Source organism: Coleofasciculus sp. G1-WW12-02 (assembly GCF_040219735.1).
In the GTDB taxonomy this organism is placed as follows: Bacteria; Cyanobacteriota; Cyanobacteriia; order Cyanobacteriales; family Coleofasciculaceae; genus Coleofasciculus.
Genome location: NZ_JAVJRX010000203.1, coordinates 1 through 20,030 on the forward strand (window position 1 = coordinate 1; position 20,030 = coordinate 20,030).

The 20,030-nt window shown below is 44.1% G+C and carries 13 protein-coding genes; 9 read left to right on the top strand and 4 right to left on the bottom strand.

Annotated elements, in window-relative coordinates; all coding sequences use genetic code 11:
• Window positions 1-899: 899 nt before the first annotated feature.
• The 6 genes from RID09_RS31810 (at window position 900) to RID09_RS31835 (ending at window position 9,391) form a co-directional block, all read left to right on the top strand.
• Window positions 900-2,015: a calcium-binding protein gene (locus tag RID09_RS31810; RefSeq protein ID WP_446339978.1), complete on the top strand. Its 1,116-nt coding sequence runs from the start codon at window positions 900-902 to the stop codon at window positions 2,013-2,015.
• Window positions 2,016-2,338: 323 nt separating this feature from the next.
• Window positions 2,339-4,210: a right-handed parallel beta-helix repeat-containing protein gene (locus tag RID09_RS31815; protein ID WP_446339980.1), complete on the top strand. Its 1,872-nt coding sequence runs from the start codon at window positions 2,339-2,341 to the stop codon at window positions 4,208-4,210.
• 236 nt (window positions 4,211-4,446) lie between these two features.
• Complete coding sequence (locus tag RID09_RS31820; RefSeq protein WP_446339981.1) at window positions 4,447-5,184, top strand: phytochelatin synthase family protein; 738 nt, start codon at window positions 4,447-4,449, stop codon at window positions 5,182-5,184.
• A gap of 76 nt (window positions 5,185-5,260) precedes the next feature.
• On the top strand, window positions 5,261-6,220 hold the full coding sequence (gene thrB, locus RID09_RS31825) for a homoserine kinase (RefSeq protein ID WP_446339983.1): 960 nt from the start codon (window positions 5,261-5,263) through the stop codon (window positions 6,218-6,220).
• A gap of 367 nt (window positions 6,221-6,587) precedes the next feature.
• Window positions 6,588-7,112, top strand: a complete 525-nt coding sequence (locus RID09_RS31830; RefSeq protein WP_446339985.1) for a pentapeptide repeat-containing protein — start codon at window positions 6,588-6,590, stop codon at window positions 7,110-7,112.
• A 365-nt stretch (window positions 7,113-7,477) separates the two neighbouring features.
• Window positions 7,478-9,391: a CHASE3 domain-containing protein gene (locus RID09_RS31835; RefSeq protein WP_446339987.1), complete on the top strand. Its 1,914-nt coding sequence runs from the start codon at window positions 7,478-7,480 to the stop codon at window positions 9,389-9,391.
• Between the two features lie 70 nt (window positions 9,392-9,461).
• Here the strand turns inward: RID09_RS31835 and RID09_RS31840 are convergent, their stop codons facing one another.
• On the bottom strand, window positions 9,462-10,331 hold the full coding sequence (locus RID09_RS31840) for an Npun_R2479 family HD domain-containing metalloprotein (RefSeq protein ID WP_446339989.1): 870 nt from the start codon (window positions 10,329-10,331) through the stop codon (window positions 9,462-9,464).
• A 280-nt stretch (window positions 10,332-10,611) separates the two neighbouring features.
• On the opposite strand from RID09_RS31840, the gene RID09_RS31845 reads away from it, so the two are divergent.
• The 3 genes from RID09_RS31845 (at window position 10,612) to RID09_RS31855 (ending at window position 16,855) form a co-directional block, all read left to right on the top strand.
• Window positions 10,612-12,489 carry an AAA-like domain-containing protein gene (locus RID09_RS31845; RefSeq protein WP_446339991.1) on the top strand — a complete coding sequence of 626 codons (1,878 nt, stop codon included), beginning with the start codon at window positions 10,612-10,614 and terminating at the stop codon, window positions 12,487-12,489.
• A 93-nt stretch (window positions 12,490-12,582) separates the two neighbouring features.
• Window positions 12,583-13,080, top strand: a complete 498-nt coding sequence (locus RID09_RS31850) for a DUF29 domain-containing protein (RefSeq protein WP_446340013.1) — start codon at window positions 12,583-12,585, stop codon at window positions 13,078-13,080.
• Window positions 13,081-13,399: 319 nt separating this feature from the next.
• A complete protein-coding gene (locus RID09_RS31855) occupies window positions 13,400-16,855 on the top strand; it encodes a GAF domain-containing protein (RefSeq protein ID WP_446339993.1) in 3,456 nt (1,151 codons plus the stop codon).
• 128 nt (window positions 16,856-16,983) lie between these two features.
• Here the strand turns inward: RID09_RS31855 and RID09_RS31860 are convergent, their stop codons facing one another.
• The 3 genes from RID09_RS31860 to modB form a co-directional block, all read right to left on the bottom strand.
• Window positions 16,984-17,202, bottom strand: coding sequence for a Nif11-like leader peptide family natural product precursor (locus tag RID09_RS31860; RefSeq protein ID WP_446339995.1), 219 nt, complete (start codon window positions 17,200-17,202; stop codon window positions 16,984-16,986).
• A 325-nt stretch (window positions 17,203-17,527) separates the two neighbouring features.
• Window positions 17,528-17,725, bottom strand: coding sequence for a hypothetical protein (locus RID09_RS31865; protein ID WP_446339997.1), 198 nt, complete (start codon window positions 17,723-17,725; stop codon window positions 17,528-17,530).
• 154 nt (window positions 17,726-17,879) lie between these two features.
• On the bottom strand, window positions 17,880-19,760 hold the full coding sequence (modB, locus tag RID09_RS31870; RefSeq protein WP_446339999.1) for a molybdate ABC transporter permease subunit: 1,881 nt from the start codon (window positions 19,758-19,760) through the stop codon (window positions 17,880-17,882).
• Between the last annotated feature and the right edge of the window lie 270 nt (window positions 19,761-20,030).

The window sequence follows — 20,030 nt, forward strand, 5'->3', positions numbered from 1 at the left end:
TGTTTTGGGCGTGCTTGTTGCTTAGACTTTTTACCTGTACAAGCCTTTCTGTACAGAACCCGAATAGCCTAGTTTTCAAGGTGCGATGCCTCTCGGCTCTGGGTTTTACAAGAGGTTTAATACCCTTTCCTCTAAGTGAATTTTAACACAAAGTCGTCCTTTAAGGACGAGGCTTTAGACCCAATTTTTCGGTAAGCGTTTGTATTCTCACCCTCAATAGCATAATTATTTTAATTTGTCACCCCCTCGAAAGATTGATTCAATGAAACTTCTGTAAAGATTGCCTGACAACCTTGAAGAGTTGGCAAACTATCCGGATTTTTCTCCCATTGAATGCCATTGACTGATAAAACTGATGAGTAGAGAAGCCTAAACTTTTGAGCTAAGCACTTTATATAATCATGCCAACTCATCCCCCCTAAAACTGTCAATATTGTAACAAAATATTAAACATTAGCTGACTATATAGGGTTAACCACAGGTGTGAACCCTTCGCGTTAATTGTCAGCCAATCAGAGAAAGAAATGTTCTATCTCTATAGGGTTTAATGCCAAATTTTAGGTAGATATTTTAGCTCTCCCTGATGGGGGAGTTTTTGGGTTTTTATGATGATTTTAACTTTACAAAACATTTATATAAAGTTCATCTTAACTTTATTGATCATCGAAAAAATGCGGTTATAGTTAAATTGTGGTCAGATAAAAGTAGCAAAACGAACAAAAAAGCACAGTCGTTTCTGTAATTTTTCGGAGACTACACCGAAGCAAAAACTCCCAGGCACGAGGCGGCGCTGAACCATCGGATACCAGCACAGCAAGGCTTCATCAATGCCGGAAAGCTGGAAATTGTCCAGAAAACATTGCCAAAAAAATCGTAATTAATTCACAGAGGAAAAATAAATGCATAGTCCTATAAATGATAACTTTGCTGACAGCATTCGTTTAGTTGGTTCTGATTTTAGTACGACAGGAACTAACGTTAATGCAACTGGAGAAGTCGGTGAACCTAACCATGCCGGAGTAAATTTTGGTTCATCTAGTTTGACTGATTCAGTTTGGTATGAATGGAGAGCGCCTGCGGATGGTACAGTCACAATCAATACATTTGGTAGCAACTATGACACCAGCTTGGCTGTTTACACAGGTTCAGAAGTGAACAGTTTAACTGGAGTAGCTAGTAATGATGATTATTTATCCTTGCAGAGTCGGGTTAACTTTTCAGTTGAAGCCGGACAAACCTATCAGATTGCTGTCGATGGCTTTTTCTCAAGTCAAGGTTCCGTCAATCTCAACCTCGACTTAGACTTTGACTATACTCAACTTGGCACAAACGCGAGTGAACAACTCAACGGAACTCAAGCAAACGATGTCATCGCCGGACTAGCAGGAAATGACCAAATCAACGGTAACGGTGGTCATGATTATCTCGAAGGTAATGCAGGGAATGACACCATCGCCGGTGGTTCTCTGAGTGATTATCTCGATGGTGGTGCTGGTGATGACCTGCTTTTCGGTAACGGCGGCGGCGATGAAATCCTCGGTGGCGGCGGCAATGATGGTCTCTATGGTAGCTCTGATGCAGATTATCTAGATGGTGGCGCAGGTAATGACGTTCTCTACGGTAACGGTGGTCAAGACTACCTCCTCGGTGGCGGTGGTGCTGACACCATTTACGGCGGCGCCCAAGCCGACGAGATTCTCGGTGGCGCAGGTAATGATTTGATTTACAGTAATGGTGGCGATGATTTGATTAACGGGGGTAATGGTATCGACGAAATCTGGCTCGGCGGTGGTGAAACCGTTGTCCTTGATGCCAACGACACTGGATACGATATCATTAGGAACTTCCAGTTAGGTCAGACTACTTTAGCCGTCAATGATATTAGTAATCTGAGTTTCGCCGATGGCGCGAATGGTGCGGAAATATACCAAGGCGGCAACCTGTTAGCTACCGTTAGTTGGCAGTCAGCTAGCACCTTTGCCAATAACATGAACAACATCTTTGTCGCCGCCTAGATATATCGTCTGATGTATTAGTCTTTCAATAGGGGAGCATATTAGTCTAGTCGAACCAAGCGGGAGATGCCAAGTGTCTCCCCATTTTTTGTCCCCGTAATGGTTTCGACCAGACGCCTGACCTTTTGACCCAATCCCCGACTTCTTCAAGAAGTCGGGGATCTCTAAGTGAGCCGTTTGATTTCACGAAACCTTTATATAAAATTCACATCAACTTTATCAAACGCCAAAATTATACAGTTATATTTAATTTGTAAACCAATAAATACAGTAAAACCAACACCTAAAATACTATTCAACGTTTTAACCAAGGATAAACACCTATGGCAACTTATATCGTCAATCAACTCGGTGACATTGATGATGGTAATCTTAACAATGGTCAAACCAGTTTACGCGAAGCAATTAACGCCGCTAACGCCTCAGCAGGAGACGATACTATTCAGTTTGCTTTAGGTGGCGGTGCAAAAACCATTCAACTTACCGAAAGGCTCAGGATTACCGATGACCTGACAATTGTTGGTCTAGGTGCAAACCAATTAACCCTTCGTGGCGACTCAACCTTCGACCTATTCTCAATTAGTCCTGGGGTAGCCGCAGAATTTAATGGACTCACTTTAACCAACGGATTAGATGGAATTAATCTCGAAGGAGATAATAGTCTAACTATAACCAACAGCGTGATTTATGGGAACAGCGATGATGGGATTGATGCGGGTGACGAGGATGGTAGTGATCTGCTCAGTGACAACAATACTGTAATAGTAATGAATACGACCATCCGTGATAACGCGGATGATGGCATTGATCTAGAAAACAATAGCACGCTGACCCTAAATAACAGTACGTTTACCAGTAACGGTGATGATGGCGTTGACCTAGAAAACAATAACACTGTTACCGTAAATTACAGCACGTTTACAGGTAACGGGGATGAAGGCATTGACCTAGAAAACAATAACACTGTTACCATAGATCACAGCACTTTTACCGATAACGACGCTGATGGCATTGACTTAGAAGACAATAATACCCTGACCGTAAAAAACAGCACGATTATAGATAACGATGCTGAAGGCATTGCGCTGACCGACAAAAACACGCTGATAATAGAAAACACCATAATTACAGATAACGGTGATGATGGTATTGACGTAGAAGACAAAAATACAATCACCGTAACCAACAGCACAATTACCGATAACGGCGATGATGGTATAGGTGTGGATGACAAAAATAATCTAACCGTAACGAACAGTACAATTATAGGTAACGACGCAGATGGAATTGATGCAGATGACGAAAACAAGCTAACAATAACCGATAGTACGTTGAGTAATAACGGTGATGATGGCATTGACATTTCTGGAGACAACACCCTAACCGTAACCAATAGCACGTTTAGTGATAACAATTCTCAGGGAATTGAAATCAGCGACGGAAATACTGTGATGGTGACTGACAGTAACATCAGTGGTAACGGTGCCCCTGCTGTTACTCTCACCGGAACTTCAAATAATGACATGCTTGTCGGTGGCGCAGGCGACGATATCCTAACTGGACTCAATAGTCAAGATACTCTCAAAGGTGGCGCCGGTAACGACACCCTCGACGGTGGTAACGGTGATGATCAACTTTATGGTGGTGCGAATAATGACCTCCTAAGTGGGGGTCAAGGTCAGGATATCCTCAAAGGTAGCGGAGGTGAGGACTACCTCGATGGGGGTCAAGGTGACGATAAGCTGTATGGCGGTGCTGATGATGACACTCTCCTCGGCGGTCAAAGTAATGACCAACTCTGGGGTGGTGCTGATGATGACCTGTTAGAAGGGGGTCAAGGTGACGATAAACTATATGGCGGTGCTGATGATGACACCCTCCTCGGCGGTCAAAATAACGACCAACTCTGGGGTAATTCTGGAGATGACCTCCTCTATGGTGGTGCGGGGGATGACCAGCTAACCGGTGGGATTGGTAGTGATACCTTTGTTATTGTCGCCGGGGAAGGTAAGGATATGATTACCGACTTCAGTTTAGGTCAGGGTGATGTGATTGGTTTATCTGGCGGTTTAGGATTTGGAGATTTGTTCTTCCAAGGAAACGAGATTCGGTTTGGCGGTCAAACTTTGGCAACACTGACTGGGTTCGATACAACCACTCTCACAACGGAGAATTTCGCAACTGTAGTCGTGTGATACGCTTAATGCTTTGTAATCAGGGCTTTAGTCTGAGATTTGGTTAAGTTTCCTGGCATCCCAGTAATTATAGCAACCGCCAAAACGGTTAGGACACATCAGAATTTAGTAGAGACTCCTCCGGCGGAGGAGTCTCTAGCACAGTTCGTTTGCTCTCAGGTATGTGTCTACACAAAAGTCCAACCAAAGCAGACTAATATCAGCATATTGGCAATGTTGGACAACTTAACCTAAATATGCATCGACTTAATTTCCTCAAAGCATTCCGAATTCCCCTAGGCGCAGGAATTATCAGCTTTTCCTTTGCCACAGGTAAACTTCTCCCCCAAACTTTGCCTCTATCCCAGGATTTGATTAACCTCAACTCCCAGGATGGAGAAGTCTTACTGATTGAAAGTAATGCTCGCCAGGACTATTTTCCCTTAAGTATTCATTTTGAAACCCAGGATAATTTAGCTTACTGTGGTGTTGCCAGTATGGTGATGGTACTCAACGCCCTCTCTATCCCTGCACCCCCAACCGCTAACTTCGGGGAACATCATATTTTTACTCAAAAAAATGTTTTAAATGAACAAACCGAAAAAATTCTCCCCGCCGCCGTCATTGCTCGTCAAGGAATGACCCTAGACCAATTGGGTCAACTCTTAGAAACCTATCCCCTCAACGCCGAAGTTTACCACGCCAGTGAGGTGACTCTGGCGGAATTCCGCCAGATGGTGGTAGAAAATTTACAGAACCCCAATAATTTCGTCTTAGTCAACTACTTAAGAAAAACCATAGGTCAGGAACGCGGTGGACATATTTCGCCGATCGCGGCTTATAATCCACAAAGTGATCGCTTTCTGATTTTGGATGTGTCCCGCTACAAGTATCCGCCCATTTGGGTCAGGGCTGAAGAAATCTGGCAAGCCATGGGAACAATGGATTCTACCTCAGAAAAGACAAGAGGCTTTGTGGTGATTAATCGCCGTTAGTCGGGGTAATTCATGAATTGCCCCAACAAATGAGAATCTGCTAAGATTGCCCCTTGGCATCTTAAATTCCTCCCGAATGTCTATCCATTCTCCCGTAACCGTTACCGTTCCCGCGACAACCGCCAACTTAGGTCCCGGATTTGATTGCATTGGCGCCGCCTTGACCCTGTACAATCGATTTACATTTACTCGCCTGAGTTCGGATACCCCCTGGGAAACGGAACGGGCGGTGAGAATTCGGGTGTCTGGTGTTGAAGCAAAACAGGTGAAAACTGATGAAACGAATCTGGCTTACCAAGGGTTTCTGAAATTATACGACCATATTGGTCATACACCTCCCCCAGTCCAACTCAAGATTGATTTAGATGTCCCCCTCGCCAGAGGGTTAGGAAGTTCCGCCACGGCGATTGTCGGCGGATTAGTTGGCGCAAACCAGTTAGCCGGGGAACCCCTGAGTCAAACGGAAGTGATGCAATTAGCGATCGCACTGGAAGGACATCCAGATAATGTCGTCCCCGCCTTGTTGGGTGGCTGTCGTCTGGCGGCGCGGGGGGATGCGGTTCTCAAGGAATGGGAGATTTGTGATATTCCCTGGCATGATCAAATTGTCCCCGTTGTCGCTATTCCTAATTTTGAACTCTCCACCCAAGAGGCGCGACAGGTACTCCCCACCCAAGTGAGTCGGGCGGATGCTATTTTTAATATTGCCCATTTCGGGTTATTGGTACGCGCCTTGACAACGGGACGCCGTGATTGGTTACAAACTGCCCTCCAAGATAAGTTACACCAACCTTATCGACAAGGGTTGATTCCGGGGTATGAAGCCGTAAAAAGCGCCGCCTTAAAAGCTGGCGCTTATGGAATGACGATTAGTGGCGCAGGTCCTACTCTGTTGGCGCTTGTCGATCGGATGCAAGCCGCAACCGTAGCCACCGCCATGGCTGAGGCTTGGCAACAAATGGGAATTTCTGCCCAAGCGCGATCGCTAGCGATTGAAACTCAGGGAACCCAAACCGCAGTAGCACCCACTATTTAACACCCCTGATGTTGAAACTGACTCCGCAGAGACGTTGCATGCAACGTCTCTACAGTCGGGGCGGGTTTCCAATCACCAATCCCCCAATTTATCGCTATGCCATAGATAATCCTCTATGTTTTCACCAAGCATTTCTTATCCGATAATCTGAACAAGGTCTTAAAGTTTTGTTACATTGATCGATGAAACCCCTATTTGTTTAATCACCCATTTCTAGCATAAACTCAATGTTAGTCACTTAATTCAACAGCAATCACAGCAAATTTTATGACTCCAACCAACTTTAGTGTTACCCCCTGAATCATTCAGAAAATTCTGATATCAAAACGATACTTAGACCAAGTTTAAATTGGAGGAGTCATACAAAATGGCAAATACGAACGATATACTTGTCCTCAAACAAGGTGTTGAAAATTGGAATCAGTGGCGACTGCAAAATATTAACTTCAATCAAAATCCGAGTAAAGCTAATGTCCTCAAACTTAACTTTAGCAAAGTTGATCTGAGTGGCTCTAACCTCAGTGAGTATAATTTGCAAAACTTCAACCTGAGTCGAGCTAACCTGAGTCGAGCTAACTTGAGTCGAGCCAACCTGAGTCGGGCGAATCTCTGTGAAGCGATTTGCCATACGACAAACCTAAATCAAGCCATTTTAATTGATACCAACCTTATCGCTGTTTTCTTAAGAAATGCTGACCTCAGAGGCGCAAACTTGAGAGGAGCGGATTTAACCGATGCGAATCTCAGTGGTGCTGATTTGACAGGTGCGAATCTCAGTGATACAAATTTGAAAGGGGCAAACTTGAGAAATACCAATTTAAATCAGGCAAACCTAAATGGTGCGAATCTGAGTGGGGCAATTTTGAAAGGTGCGATTATCTCTCAAGTCTAGGTTGATTGATAAATTTTGAATTTCTAGTCCCCCATTCCCTGACCAATAGCACTCCTCACCGTGAACTTTATTCGGTAAGCTCCTGAAGATAAATTTCTTTAACCAGCATTTGCCAAAACAGAGACTGTATCGGTAAAATGCTGGTTATATTCACAGACCCTGAAAGCGAAACTTATTTCTCTGCATAGAGAAATAAGAGCATAGTTTTGGCATGATTTTTCTCTGAAAAAATTAATTAATACCGATTTTAGTTTGTCAAAAAATATCATTATTTTTTAAAATTTCGGACAAATATAAATTATACCTGAATAAGTATTTTACAGTTTAACACGAATCAGAGTTTTTCCAGTTAAACTCTACCCTTTATGATGAAATTATCGATACAACAAAAAATCGTCGTAGGATTTGGACTAACCTCTAGCCTTATCGTTATCGTTAGCTTGAGTGGTTATTATAGCGCATTTCGCCTGAGAGAGGCAAATCACAAAGAACTCCATGCCAAAAAAGTATTAACTAAACTTGAAGAAGTCTTAGCTGAAATTACGGATGCAGAAACGGGACAACGGGGTTATCTCCTAACTGGCAAACCGCGCTATCTCGAACCCTATAAAAAAGCCATTGATAAAGTCGAAGATGATCTCAAGCAGCTACAAGCCTTGACAGCAGACAACCCTTACCATCAAAAAAAATTAGACATCGTGGTTCCTTTAATTGATGAAAAGTTTACCGAACTTCAGCAAACAATTAACGTAAGAAACCAGCAAGGATTGGACGCGGCTTTAGAGATTGTCAACACGAACCAAGGTAAACTGATCATGGATCAGATCCGCGAAGTCTTCAGTAAGATGAAAGCTGAAGAAGAGCGGCTATTTCAGGCGCGAGCGCAGCGAACTCAAGGAACAGTCCATACGACAATCTGGATTTTCTCCATTGGACTGGCTTTTGATTTAGGTATTCTTGTTTTTGTCTATTCTCATATTTATCGAGAAATTCATCAACGGCTACAGGCTCAAGATCAATTAAGAGATAGTGAGAGTCGGCTAACGCAATTCTTAGAAGCGATACCCGTCGGCGTCTTTGTCGTTGATCACCATGGTACACCCTACTATGCAAATCAGACAGCCAAAAAACTTTTTGGTCAAGGTATTATCCCAAAAAATTCTGCAAATCTGTTCCCAGAGGTTTATCCAGTTTACTCTCCCAAAGCAGAGAAAGTCTATCCCCACAATCTTGAACCAATTATCCAAGCGCTTAACGGGAAAAGCTCTATCCATGATGGTATAGAGATTCATCAACCCGACAAAATAGTGCCAATTGAGATATTAGGAACACCCATCTTTGATGACAAAGGGAATGTTACCTACGCCATTGTCGTGCTGAATGATATTACTGAACGCAAATGGGCAGAAGCCGAACGACTTAAGTTTACCTGTCGTCTCAATCAACTCAATCAAGCTTTCTCTCGCTTTGTTCCCGGTCAATTTCTCCAGTTATTAAACAAAGAGAGTATTGCCGATGTTAAGTTAGGCGACCAAGTAGAAAAAGACATGTCCATTTTATTTTCAGATATTCGTGATTTCACGGCTCTTTCAGAAGGCATGACTCCCGAAGAAAATTTCAAGTTTATTAATTCATATTTATCTCGAATGGAGTCAATAATTATTAAAAATCAAGGATTCGTTGATAAATATATTGGCGATGCCATTATGGCACTATTTAGTGGTAGTGCTGATGATGCAGTTAAAGCTGGAATTGCTATGTTAAATCAATTAGTTGAATATAATCAACATCGTGCTAACTGTAATTATCGGGCGATTAAAATTGGCATGGGCATTAATACAGGAACGTTAATGCTAGGTACAGTGGGCGGATATAACCGAATGGATACAACTGTGATTAGTGATGCCGTTAATTTAGCGGCTCGTCTGGAAGGTTTAACCAAAAATTATGGCGTATCCCTGTTAATTTCTCACCACACGTTCAAGGAATTACAAAACCCCTCTGACTACGCTATCCGCATGATTGATCACGTCAAAGTCAAAGGTAAATCTGAATTAGTCACCGTCTATGAAGTCTTTGATGCTGACTTACCAGACGTTCGAGAGGGCAAGTTAGCAAACCAAGATCAGTTTGCCTTAGCATTGTCCCTGTATAGTCAACAGGCTTATGCAGAGGCGCTACAACTGTTTGAAGCCTGTTTGCGTCAAAATCAAGCGGATCAGGTGGCGCAAATTTACCAGCAACGCTGTCATCTGAATTCTAATACCAATGCTGTCTGAAGTTGCACTTTATCTACCCCACCGCCTACAACACCTCCCCTGACTAAGAGGAGGTTGGTAGGGGTAAATATTAAGAGGCAAACATCACAATCTCCCTTTGGTTCACTCTATTTTCCTGTTCAACTTGCAATACATGGGCATAAAGATTGGCAATAATCTGTTGACCCGCTACCGTTACCTCTAAGTAACGCAAAGCAGGTTGAATATAGGGCAAAACAACTGACCAGAAAAAATTAGGGTAGTTTTGTCGTAGTTGACCAGGATTGTGATAGCCTAAAATTTTACTCGCGCCACTTTCTTCAAACTCGCCAAACAATGCTGGAATCTTTTGTAAGTAACGCGGATCACTGAGTTGACCAATCAAATCAGCCGCACGAGTCAAACCCGGATAATTAATCGTATCCTGATAAGCTTCATCAGCAGGTACTGGGAAACGGGTTAACTCAATATTGCGTTTGACGGTAGCACAATCAATGAATGAATGAGCGCTAAAATACTCGTCCACAAACCGCTTTCCTCGGTCAACATGATACGAGGTCAAACTCGCATCGGTTGCGCCCCGGGGTAAGGAGATCATCATATCATCTAGACCAATCACGTACAATCCTTGATCGGGTTGGTCATCTTTGCAAATCCCCTTAATATAGCCAATGTCATGGCATAACCAAGACACGATTAAGGTGAGCCAGTCTTGAGGGGTAACGCTCCCTTCCAGGATATGTTTCCCTCGGAGGGTTTCTTGTCCGACTAGGGCGACTAAGATAGTATGTTCAACATTGTGGTATAGAGCATCACTCTGGGCAATCCGTTCTAGAGCCACTTGAGCCACCCCAGCAATGACTTCAGCATAATCAGGTTGACAGTTGCCGTAAGTTTGGCGGTAGCCGGCTTGTAGACGTTCAACACAATCGTGAACTAGCACCCCTGTTAAATTAAACATTGTTCTTCCCCTGTAACACAATCTAAATTTATATCCGAGTTGGGTATTACCACCCGGATTGGCGGCTTCACCCTGGTAGATTCACAGATCAATCGGTGGGGAACACCTATTTATTAGTTTCGTTGATAATTTGGGTAATGTAAACCATAAAACCTCACAAAAATGAAATCATTGTTTGGTGGGAGTAAAAATTTAGATATATTTTATTTTGTAATTAACAAAAAACCTCATGAAACCTCAGAACTATAAAATCTAACTTGAGAAATAGGTTAAAAAAGTCATGAATTATCAGGTAAAATTTTCCAATTGCTACAGTAATAAAAAAGAGGGTATGGATTATAAAGACGCCTTGAATTTCATTGATCGCTTGACCTATCTGAAGACGGGAAAGCACCTGAATGACCTAGAACGTCAGGTATTTGTTGGCTCATGGGAAGGACGCTCCTATAAGGAGATTTATCCGCAAAATCCAGACTATGTGGAAAAATATGTGGGCTATAAGTTATGGCAAAAGCTTTCCCAGGTATTGGGGGAAAAAGTGAGCAAAAAAAAGATTCACGGTGCGATCGCGCGAGCCAAGACGCAGCAGCCGCAAGTGTTTCTCAGTTACCGCAACCAAGAGCCTGACGGGAGTTTAGCGATTCAGTTAGAGGAGGCGATCGCACAAGCGGGATATCCAGTCTTTAGAACAGGGGTGGGAGAGGGTTCGAGCCATTCCTCTGGTGTAGCCCAGGCTGAATTAGCTCAGATTGATCGCCAACTGGCGCAATGTGATTATTTTATCCTGCTCTTGTCTCCCCAAGCCGCTCTGAGTGAAATGGTGATTGAAGAGTTACGACGGGTTCAGGAGTTACGGGATGAGAGTCAAAACGCCAAACCCGTTGTCTTAGCAATTCGGGTGAATTGTCCTCCCCATACCCCTCTCAACCACGATTTACGCAACTATCTCCAGGGAATTGGCTATCAAGAATGGAACGCTCCCCCTGATACACCAACTATAGTTCAGGCGGTGTTGCAACGGTTGTCGGGGAGTGAGGATTGGGAAACTCAAGCTGGGGAAGCGAGCGATGTAGCGGAGGACATCAGAAGCTATCAAACTCCGATCAACCCCTTACCCCCTTTACCTGTGGCTGAACCGGAATTACCCAAAGGTCAAGTTCGGTTAGCTTCCGCCTTCTATGTCGAACGAGTTCCCGATGAAGCCCAATGTTATCAAGAAATCCTCAAACCGGGAACCTTGATTCGCATCAAAGCGCCGCGACAGATGGGAAAAACATCGTTAATGGCGAGAATTTTGTATCAAGCTAGAGAACAAGGCTGTCGCACCGTTCCCTTAAGCTTTCAACATGCGGATAAAAGCGTGTTTACCAATCTAAATCAACTCTTACAGTGGTTATGTGCCAAAATTACCCGCAAGCTGCGTTTACCCCATCAAGTTGAGGCATATTGGACGGATACATTTGGCAGTAAAGATAACTGTACCGCTTATTTTGAGGATTTTTTATTATCCGAAACCGATTCACCGTTAGTATTAGGATTGGATGAAGTGGATCGGGTGTTTCAACATCCAAAAATAACCGATGACTTTTTTGCCCTCTTACGCGCTTGGTATGAAGAAGCAGGGTATGGGGATAGCGACAGTGATTTGTGGGCAAAATTGCGTTTAGTAGTGGTTCATTCGACGGAAGTTTATATTCCCTTGGATATCAATCAATCCCCGTTTAATGTGGGTTTACCGATTGAATTATCGGAATTTAGTCGAGAACAAGTCACGGATTTAGCCCAACGTCATGGACTCAATTGGCAAACTGATCAGGTTGAGCAATTCATGACGATGGTGGGTGGACATCCCTATTTAGTCCGAGTGGCTCTTTATTATATTGCCAGAGGCGAGTTAACCTTAGAGGAATTGGTGGAGATGGCGCCGACAGAGGCGGGAATTTATGGGGATCACCTACGCCGACATTTATGGAATTTGCAACAGCACCCAGAATTAGCAACAGCATTTGCTCAGGTGCTAGTAGCGCAAGAACCCGTTGAGTTAGAGTCAGTGCTGGCGTTTAAATTACACAGTATGGGGTTAGTAAAGTTACAAGGAAATGCCACTGTACCCCGCTTTGAATTATATCGCCAGTATTTTCGCTGGCGGGTTAGATGACTTGTAGCGATTCCACCTGGGGAGCCTCGCGATCGCGTCTACATAGAACAGTTCTACTATTATATAGAGAGACGTTGAGGTGGGAAAATCGTGATGCCAGTGCCAGAAACGAACCAACAGACAGCAATACCTACACCCAACCTCTACGAAACCGATTTTTATGCTTGGACGCAGGAACAAGCGTCGTTACTCCGCCAACAGCAGTGGAGTCAGCTTGATTTGGGCAATCTGATTGAGGAGATTGAATCCTTGGGAAAACAGCAACGCCAGGAATTGCGAAATCGGTTGACGGTGCTGATTGGACATTTGTTGAAATGGGAGTACCAACCGCAACGCCGTAGTCGGAGTTGGCTGGCGACGATTCGTCTACAGCGTCTGGATGTGTCTGAATTGCTCGAAGAAAATCCCAGTCTCAAACCCTATCTGGAAGAAGCACTCCAGAAAGCGTATGCTAAAGGCGTTCTATTAGCTGTTGGAGAAACCGAACTCCCCATACGTACTTTTCCAGCAGAGTGTCCCTATAATTTAGCAGAAATTTTAGAGGATAGCTTTTATCCAGGTGAACCGAGTGAGTTGGTACGCCAAAGTTAAACCCTAGCGAAAAAAATACATCTCCACGACAAACCACTTTATGTAGTCAAGCCAAAAAGCCTTTTTATATATCCGCAAATTTCCTAGTTCTTGCGGTATAAGGCTTTGATAAACTAGCTCAAGTTCATTAAAATCGACTGAAACTCTTATCCAGTCGTCTTTAGACGACTTGAGCTTTTAGCCTTGGGTTTAAACCCAAGGTGGTTTAATGGGAGTAATACTCCTGAAAATTTGGCACAGTGGTAGAGATGTACCCTTAATCTGAGAACCGCAACTCGAATCCGTCATTTGGTGTCTTCTACCTCCTCTTGCAATCCCCATGAGTAAAGCCCAACCCATCACCTCCCCCTACAAAGTTGGGGGTCATCTCCCACTCAACGCCCCTAGCTACGTGGTGCGACAGGCTGACACGGAACTTTATCAGGGGTTAAAGGCGGGGGAGTTTTGTTATGTTCTTAATTCCCGCCAGATGGGTAAAACCAGTTTACGGGTGCGGGTGATGCATAAGCTGCAAGGGGAGGGTTTTGCTTGTGCGGCGATTGATTTGACCAAAATCGGTTCCCAGGATATCACAGCCGATCAGTGGTATGCGGGGATGATGAGACGGTTGGTGACGAGTTTTCCGGCGCTACGGGGGTTTAACTTAAGGGCGTGGTTGCGCGATCGCGAATATCTACCCCCTATTCAACGCTTGAGTGAGTTTATCGAACAAGTGCTGCTGGAGTCTATCCCCCAAAGGGTGGTAATTTTTATTGATGAAATTGATAGTATCCTCAGTTTAAACTTTCGCACCGATGATTTTTTTGCGGTGCTGCGGGCTTGTAATGAATATGATCGCCTCACATTTGCCCTGTTTGGTGTAGCCACTCCTTCAGATTTAATTCAAGATAAAAAACGTACCCCCTTTAACCTGGGTCATGGGATTGAATTGCAGGGGTTTAAATTAGCGGAAGCTCAACCCTTAGCCGCTGGATTAGCTGATAAATATAACCAAGCCCCAACTATCTTAGCGGCTATTTTAGAGTGGACGGGGGGACAACCCTTTCTCACTCAAAAACTCTGCCATTTAATTATCAATAGCGACTCCTCCCCGACTCCGGGAAAAGAAGATGAATGGGTAGCGCAAATAGTCCAGCAGCGCATCCTGGAAAACTGGGAAGCCACCGATGAACCGCCCCATCTGAAAACCATCCGCGATCGCCTCTTCCGAATTGGACAGCGAAATCGGGGACTCTTGGGGCTTTATCAGCAAATTTTACAACAGGGGGAGCTTCACGCCTCAGATAGTTCTGAACAACGGGAATTGTGTTTATCTGGGGTGGCGATTAAGCAGGAAGGAAAACTGAGAGTTTGTAATCGCATCTATGCCGCCATTTTTAATGACAGTTGGGTAAACAAAGCTTTAGCGGATTTGCAGGCTAGTTTTGAGCAAATTGTTACCCAACAAGAGCAAAAACTACTGTCTATGCTGAGTTTTATGGAGGGGAAGGATTTTGCCGATATTCTCCATGAAATTTTAGGCTCAGTTACCCTAAAAATGGGAGAAGCATTGAGCGTGGATCGGACGACGATTATCTTTATTGATGATCAGCAAAATCAGATTTGGTCGATTATTGCCCGGAATGAAGGAAAAACCTTTCCTGATATTCAAATCCTCACCAATAAAGAAACAGAAGCCCGCCTGACCAACTTTAAAAAATTTAGTGAGATTCCCTTTAACTTTCGCCAAGAGAACCCCGACACCATTCCCGATAAACTCAATCAAACGAACGGCTATGCGATTTACAATGAATTGGTCTATCCCATCGCCAATCAACAGCATAATTTGATTGCTGTGATTCAACTGATCAATAAACTGAAACGGTTTAACAATCCCCAAGCGCCTCTATCGGAACGCATTGATCAACAGGGGTTTACCCTCACCGATCAAACTCAGTTAGATGAATATGCGCCAACTATTTTACGCATTTTAGAGCGATGCCAATACTGTTATAAATTAACCCAACGGTTACAAGCCGCTGAAGCCCTAACTGAAGCCACTCATTCCCTGTCTCATAGCAGTTTAAATTCCGAAGAAATCCTGGGACGAGTTATGGATGCGGCGAAGAAATTGATGAATGCTGATCGCAGTACCCTCTGGTTATTAGATGCAGATAAGCAGGAGTTGTGGACAAAGATTCCCTTTGAAGATGGTTCGATGAGGGAACTACGAGTCCAAGTCGGTCAAGGGTTTGCGGGGAAAGTTGCCCAAACTCAGGAACCATTGAATATTGCCTTTGATTTGTACGATCATCCTGATTCAACCACAGCCCAGGAAACGGATCAAAAAACAGGCTATCGCACCTGTAGTTTACTCTGTATGCCTGTCTTTAGTCCCGATGGAGAGTTACTCGGTGTAACCCAGTTAGTCAATAAACGCAAACCGGGGCAATTTCCCGATTATAACCCCGCAGATTGGCCCCAAGCACCGGAATGTTTTCAGGCAAGTTTTGACACCAATAGTCAAAAATATATGCAGATTTTCAACTCTCAGGCGGGGGTAGCGCTGCAAAATGCTCAGAAATTTGAGCGGATTATGCAAAAAGCCGAGAGTCAGCAGCAAAATGTGGTCAGTCAAACCCTGGCGATGCTGAATGCGGTGATGGATAATCAGGGGTTTGATGATATTCTTGATGGTACGTTGCGTTCGATTACGTTAAAGACAGGGAAATCCTTATGTGCCGATCGCACGACTATCTTCTTACTCGACGAAGAAAAGAAAGAATTTTGGTCAATTGTTGCTGAAGATGAAGGGAGTGGTTCCCTGGAAATTCGCATGAGTGCAGATAAAGGAATTGTCGGGGAAGTGGCGCGGTTACAGCAAACCATTAACATTTCTTTTGACTTCTATGATGATCCGCGATCGCAGATGGCAAAGGAACAGGATAAAAGAACCGGATATCGTACTTATACCATGCTGGCGATTCCCCTTTTAAATGAGCAAGGGGAGTTAGTCGCCGTTGTTCAGTTACTCAACAAATTAAAGCGGGTGGCTAATCCCACGGCGGCTTTATCTGAACGCATTGATAAACAGGGATTTACCCGAACCGATGAAGAACGATTTGCCGAAAATGCGCCCTTGATTCAAATGATTTTGGAAAGCTTCCGTTCCTATCATAAAACAGCACGCGGACAACGAGTCGCCGCCGCATTGATGGCAGCTGCCCGTTGTGTTCAAGGTTCTCTAGAGATGGAAGATATTTTACAACGGGTAATGACAGCAGCTAAACAATTATTAAATGCTGATCGCAGCACGTTATGGTTAGTTAACCGTTTAGCGGGGGAATTGTGGACAAAAATTCGTTTTGACGACGGTGAACTCCGAGAATTACGTGTACCCATTGGACAAGGGTATGCGGGTCAAGTTGCGATGACGGGGGAACCTTTGAATATTCCCTTTGATTTGTATGATCATCTTAACTCAGAAACGGCAAAGAAAACCGATCAAAAGACAGGGTATCGCACCTGTAGTTTACTCTGTATGCCTGTTTTTAGTCCCGATGGGGATTTGCTGGGGGTGACGCAATTGGTGAATAAGCGTAAACCGGGCGAGTTTTGGGAATTTGAGAATAATGGGTTCTCCCAAGCCGCCCCGGAGTATTTCCAAATCAGTTTTGATGAAAGTGATCAGAAATATATGCAAATCTTCAATAATCAAGTTGGCGTTATTCTGCAAAATGCTGAACTTTTAGCCGCACTCAAGCGACAGGAAGAAAGTTTACGAGTTAAGCCCTGACACCCACCCGAAGTTTAAACTCCGGGCTTATAGCTCAAGGCGATTGAAATCGCTGCTATACAAACTTTCGTCCGCCTGCGCGGACTGGTTGATAACGGGGTTAGCTAACCCGGATTTGGTATGATAACCTACCACCAAATCAAGCGTCGGGGTGGAAAGCCTGACTCCTCCCACGAGTCCCCAGCTTCGTTCAAAACAGCCTCCAGTTCAACCACGGTAAACTCATAACCATCAGTAGCCGCCATTTCTACAAACTCTTCCTTGGTTTTGAGTGCGTCGTATTTAGCTCGCAAGGTTTTATCTTTTCCGCCTGCTTCGAGTAAATTGATCACATTGTCTTGAGACATCTTGGCTGACCTCCATTAGAAACCTGGGTAATACCAATTCTGGATAAAGTTGCACTTGCTCTACCCTACCCCTTACGCTACCTACCCTGACTAAAGAAAGGTTTGCCGGGGTAAATATTCAGTGCCATGTTCCAAGGAAATGGCATGAGATAGCTCATCTCATGGGTAGTATCTCAGCCTATCCGGTAGTTTTTTGTATTTGAGATATCTTTTTGGGATGATTTTTTCCTGAGAACTGTTGCAATTTATTACTATAAAATTAAAAAATTTTACAATTAATGAACTAGAGACGCACTAATGCAAACAAGCTGCTCAAAAATTAACCTCACGACTCCTCAGGCTGAATCACTTCAAAGTCAGATTCATCCAGAGACACAATCAAAGGAACGTCTTTCGGATTAACTAAATTTTTTTCTAAACAGACTACCCAACGTCCTGACTCTTCACGACCTTGGATAATCCCCTGAATACCCGCAGCATATTCAGGGTGGATAACCCGAATTAAGGTTCCTACCTTGAGCATTAGCCAAATAGTATCTGGTTTCCCGTCCCTAAGCATGAGGGACGTTCTGTAATTTTAACCCTATTTTAACCTTTTGTTATACAGAAGAATACCTGGGGTGACAAGTATGCAGATCCCAGGTTTTGTCAAGGTTTCCGGACATAATAGTTAGCTATTATTCCATCAAGATTAGTCGCAGCGCATCTAAACAAACATACCAGGGAAAGGGGCGGTCTTTGAGATCTGCCCATTTTTCCTTGTAGACTTCAACTTGCAGGTGGTAGTGTTGGGAATGATCAGGAGGATGATGTAGTTTGATATATAACGTTGTCCGGTGTTGTGTCTCACTGGTCATAACCAGCCAACAGGGAAAGGTATTCTCTGCATCGGGATGGCTGGGGAAGGTGAGGTGGTGGGCGCGAATTCCCACATAAGTTAATGAATCAGGAATCGGTTCAACCACCTGAAGCGTACAGCCCCAATCTTGCGCCTCAATTTTTTGGGGTTCAATCCTCCGGGCGGTGGAAAAGTTTTTACATTCAGTAACCTGTGCGACTTCAAAGCTAGGAGGACGCTCGAAAATATTCTCTTTGGCATCATTAGCAATAACCTTTCCTTGGGAAAGAATGAGCAAATTATGGCAGATTCGATAGGCTTCTTCTAGCTTATGAGTAACAAATAAAGTTACACCATCATAAGTAGACAGGGTTTCAATCAGCAGTTTTTCAATCCGGCTGCGTAAATAAGTATCCAGGGCGGAAAGAGGTTCATCTAAGAGTAAGGCTTCTGGATGAATTGCCAAAGCCCTAGCTAAAGCAACTCGCTGCTGCTGTCCGCCAGAAATTTGCTCAGGGTAGCGGTTTTCTAACCCTTGCAACTGCATCATATCTATATATTTGGCAACACGCTGTCTGCGTTCAGCCTTGGGCAAATCTTGCAGACCAAAGGCGATATTTTGGGCGATGGTTAAATGGGGAAATAGGGCATAGTTTTGAAACACAAAACCAATCCGGCGTTGGCGACTGGGAATATTAATTTCTCGTTGCGAATCAAATAAAACTCGTCCATTGAGAACAATTCGCCCCTGGTTGGGTGAGTCTAACCCGGCAATGCAGCGCAGTGTCATACTTTTGCCAGAACCGGAAGCGCCTAAGAGTCCTAATGGCTGTCCATTGGCTTCTAATTGAGTTTCTAATGTAAACCCAGGTAAGTGCTTTTTCAGGTTGACAAAAAGTCCTTTCTCGCCATATCTGACCCCCCTGTAATCCCCCCTTAGCAAGGGGGGACGGCGATAGCCTGAAGGGTTTTTTGTGGCATAATTAAAGAATGAGAATACATTTGCCACACGATCTGTGGCGATGGATAACCAATGTGCGATCGCGTGCCACTTGGCGGAGTGCTGTGTTCCTGACCAGTAGTTGATTGCAGCAATTACCAAGAGTGCGATCGCGACCATCAGCAACACCCAATTCAACGCCTCTCCCATCTTACCTGCTTCCGCCGCAAAGAAGATCGCGATCGGCATAGTTTGAGTTTTACCCGGAATACTACCGGCTAACATTAATGTGGCACCAAATTCTCCTAAAGCCCTGGCAAACGCTAAAATCGTTCCCGAAACAACGCCAGGTAATGCCAAAGGTAAGAGAATCTGCCAAAAAATCCGCCATTCTGATGCCCCTAATGTCCGAGCGCAGTGAATCAAATCCTTGTCAATTTGTTCAAAGGCACTCAGTACCGTTTTATACATCAAGGGAAACGCCACAACTGTAGCCGCGATAACCGTAGCTGACCAGGAAAATATTACCGTAATTCCTAATTGCTTTAACAGTTGTCCAACGGGACTATTTCTGCCTAGTAGTAGCAGTAGGAGAAAACCGATAACCGTCGGCGGTAGCACCAAAGGAAGGGTAAACAAACCATCAATTAATCCTTTCGCTTTACCGCCATAGCTATACATCCATCGGGCGGCGGCAATTCCCACTGAGAAAGTGAAGATTGTAGCGACAAATGCAGTCTTTAAAGAAATCCACAGCGGAGATAAATCTGAATAGGGCATTCCACCAGTCCAGTAATCGAATTATGGCGAGAAGGTTGTGGGATGGTTCGATTGATAATATCTCAGCTTTTCCTGGCGTTTTCTGTAGTTTAACTATCTTTTTATACCTTAGGTCCGTAGTAGGGAGCTTTAGTCTATAAACTAAACTTATGAACTCGCCTTGATTAAACGGTGAAATGGCAGGATTATTTTTTTAACGCAGAGGTACGCAGAGGTAAGCGCAGAGGTACGCAGAGGGAGTTGGCTGTTGGGGAAGGACATTTACAATAG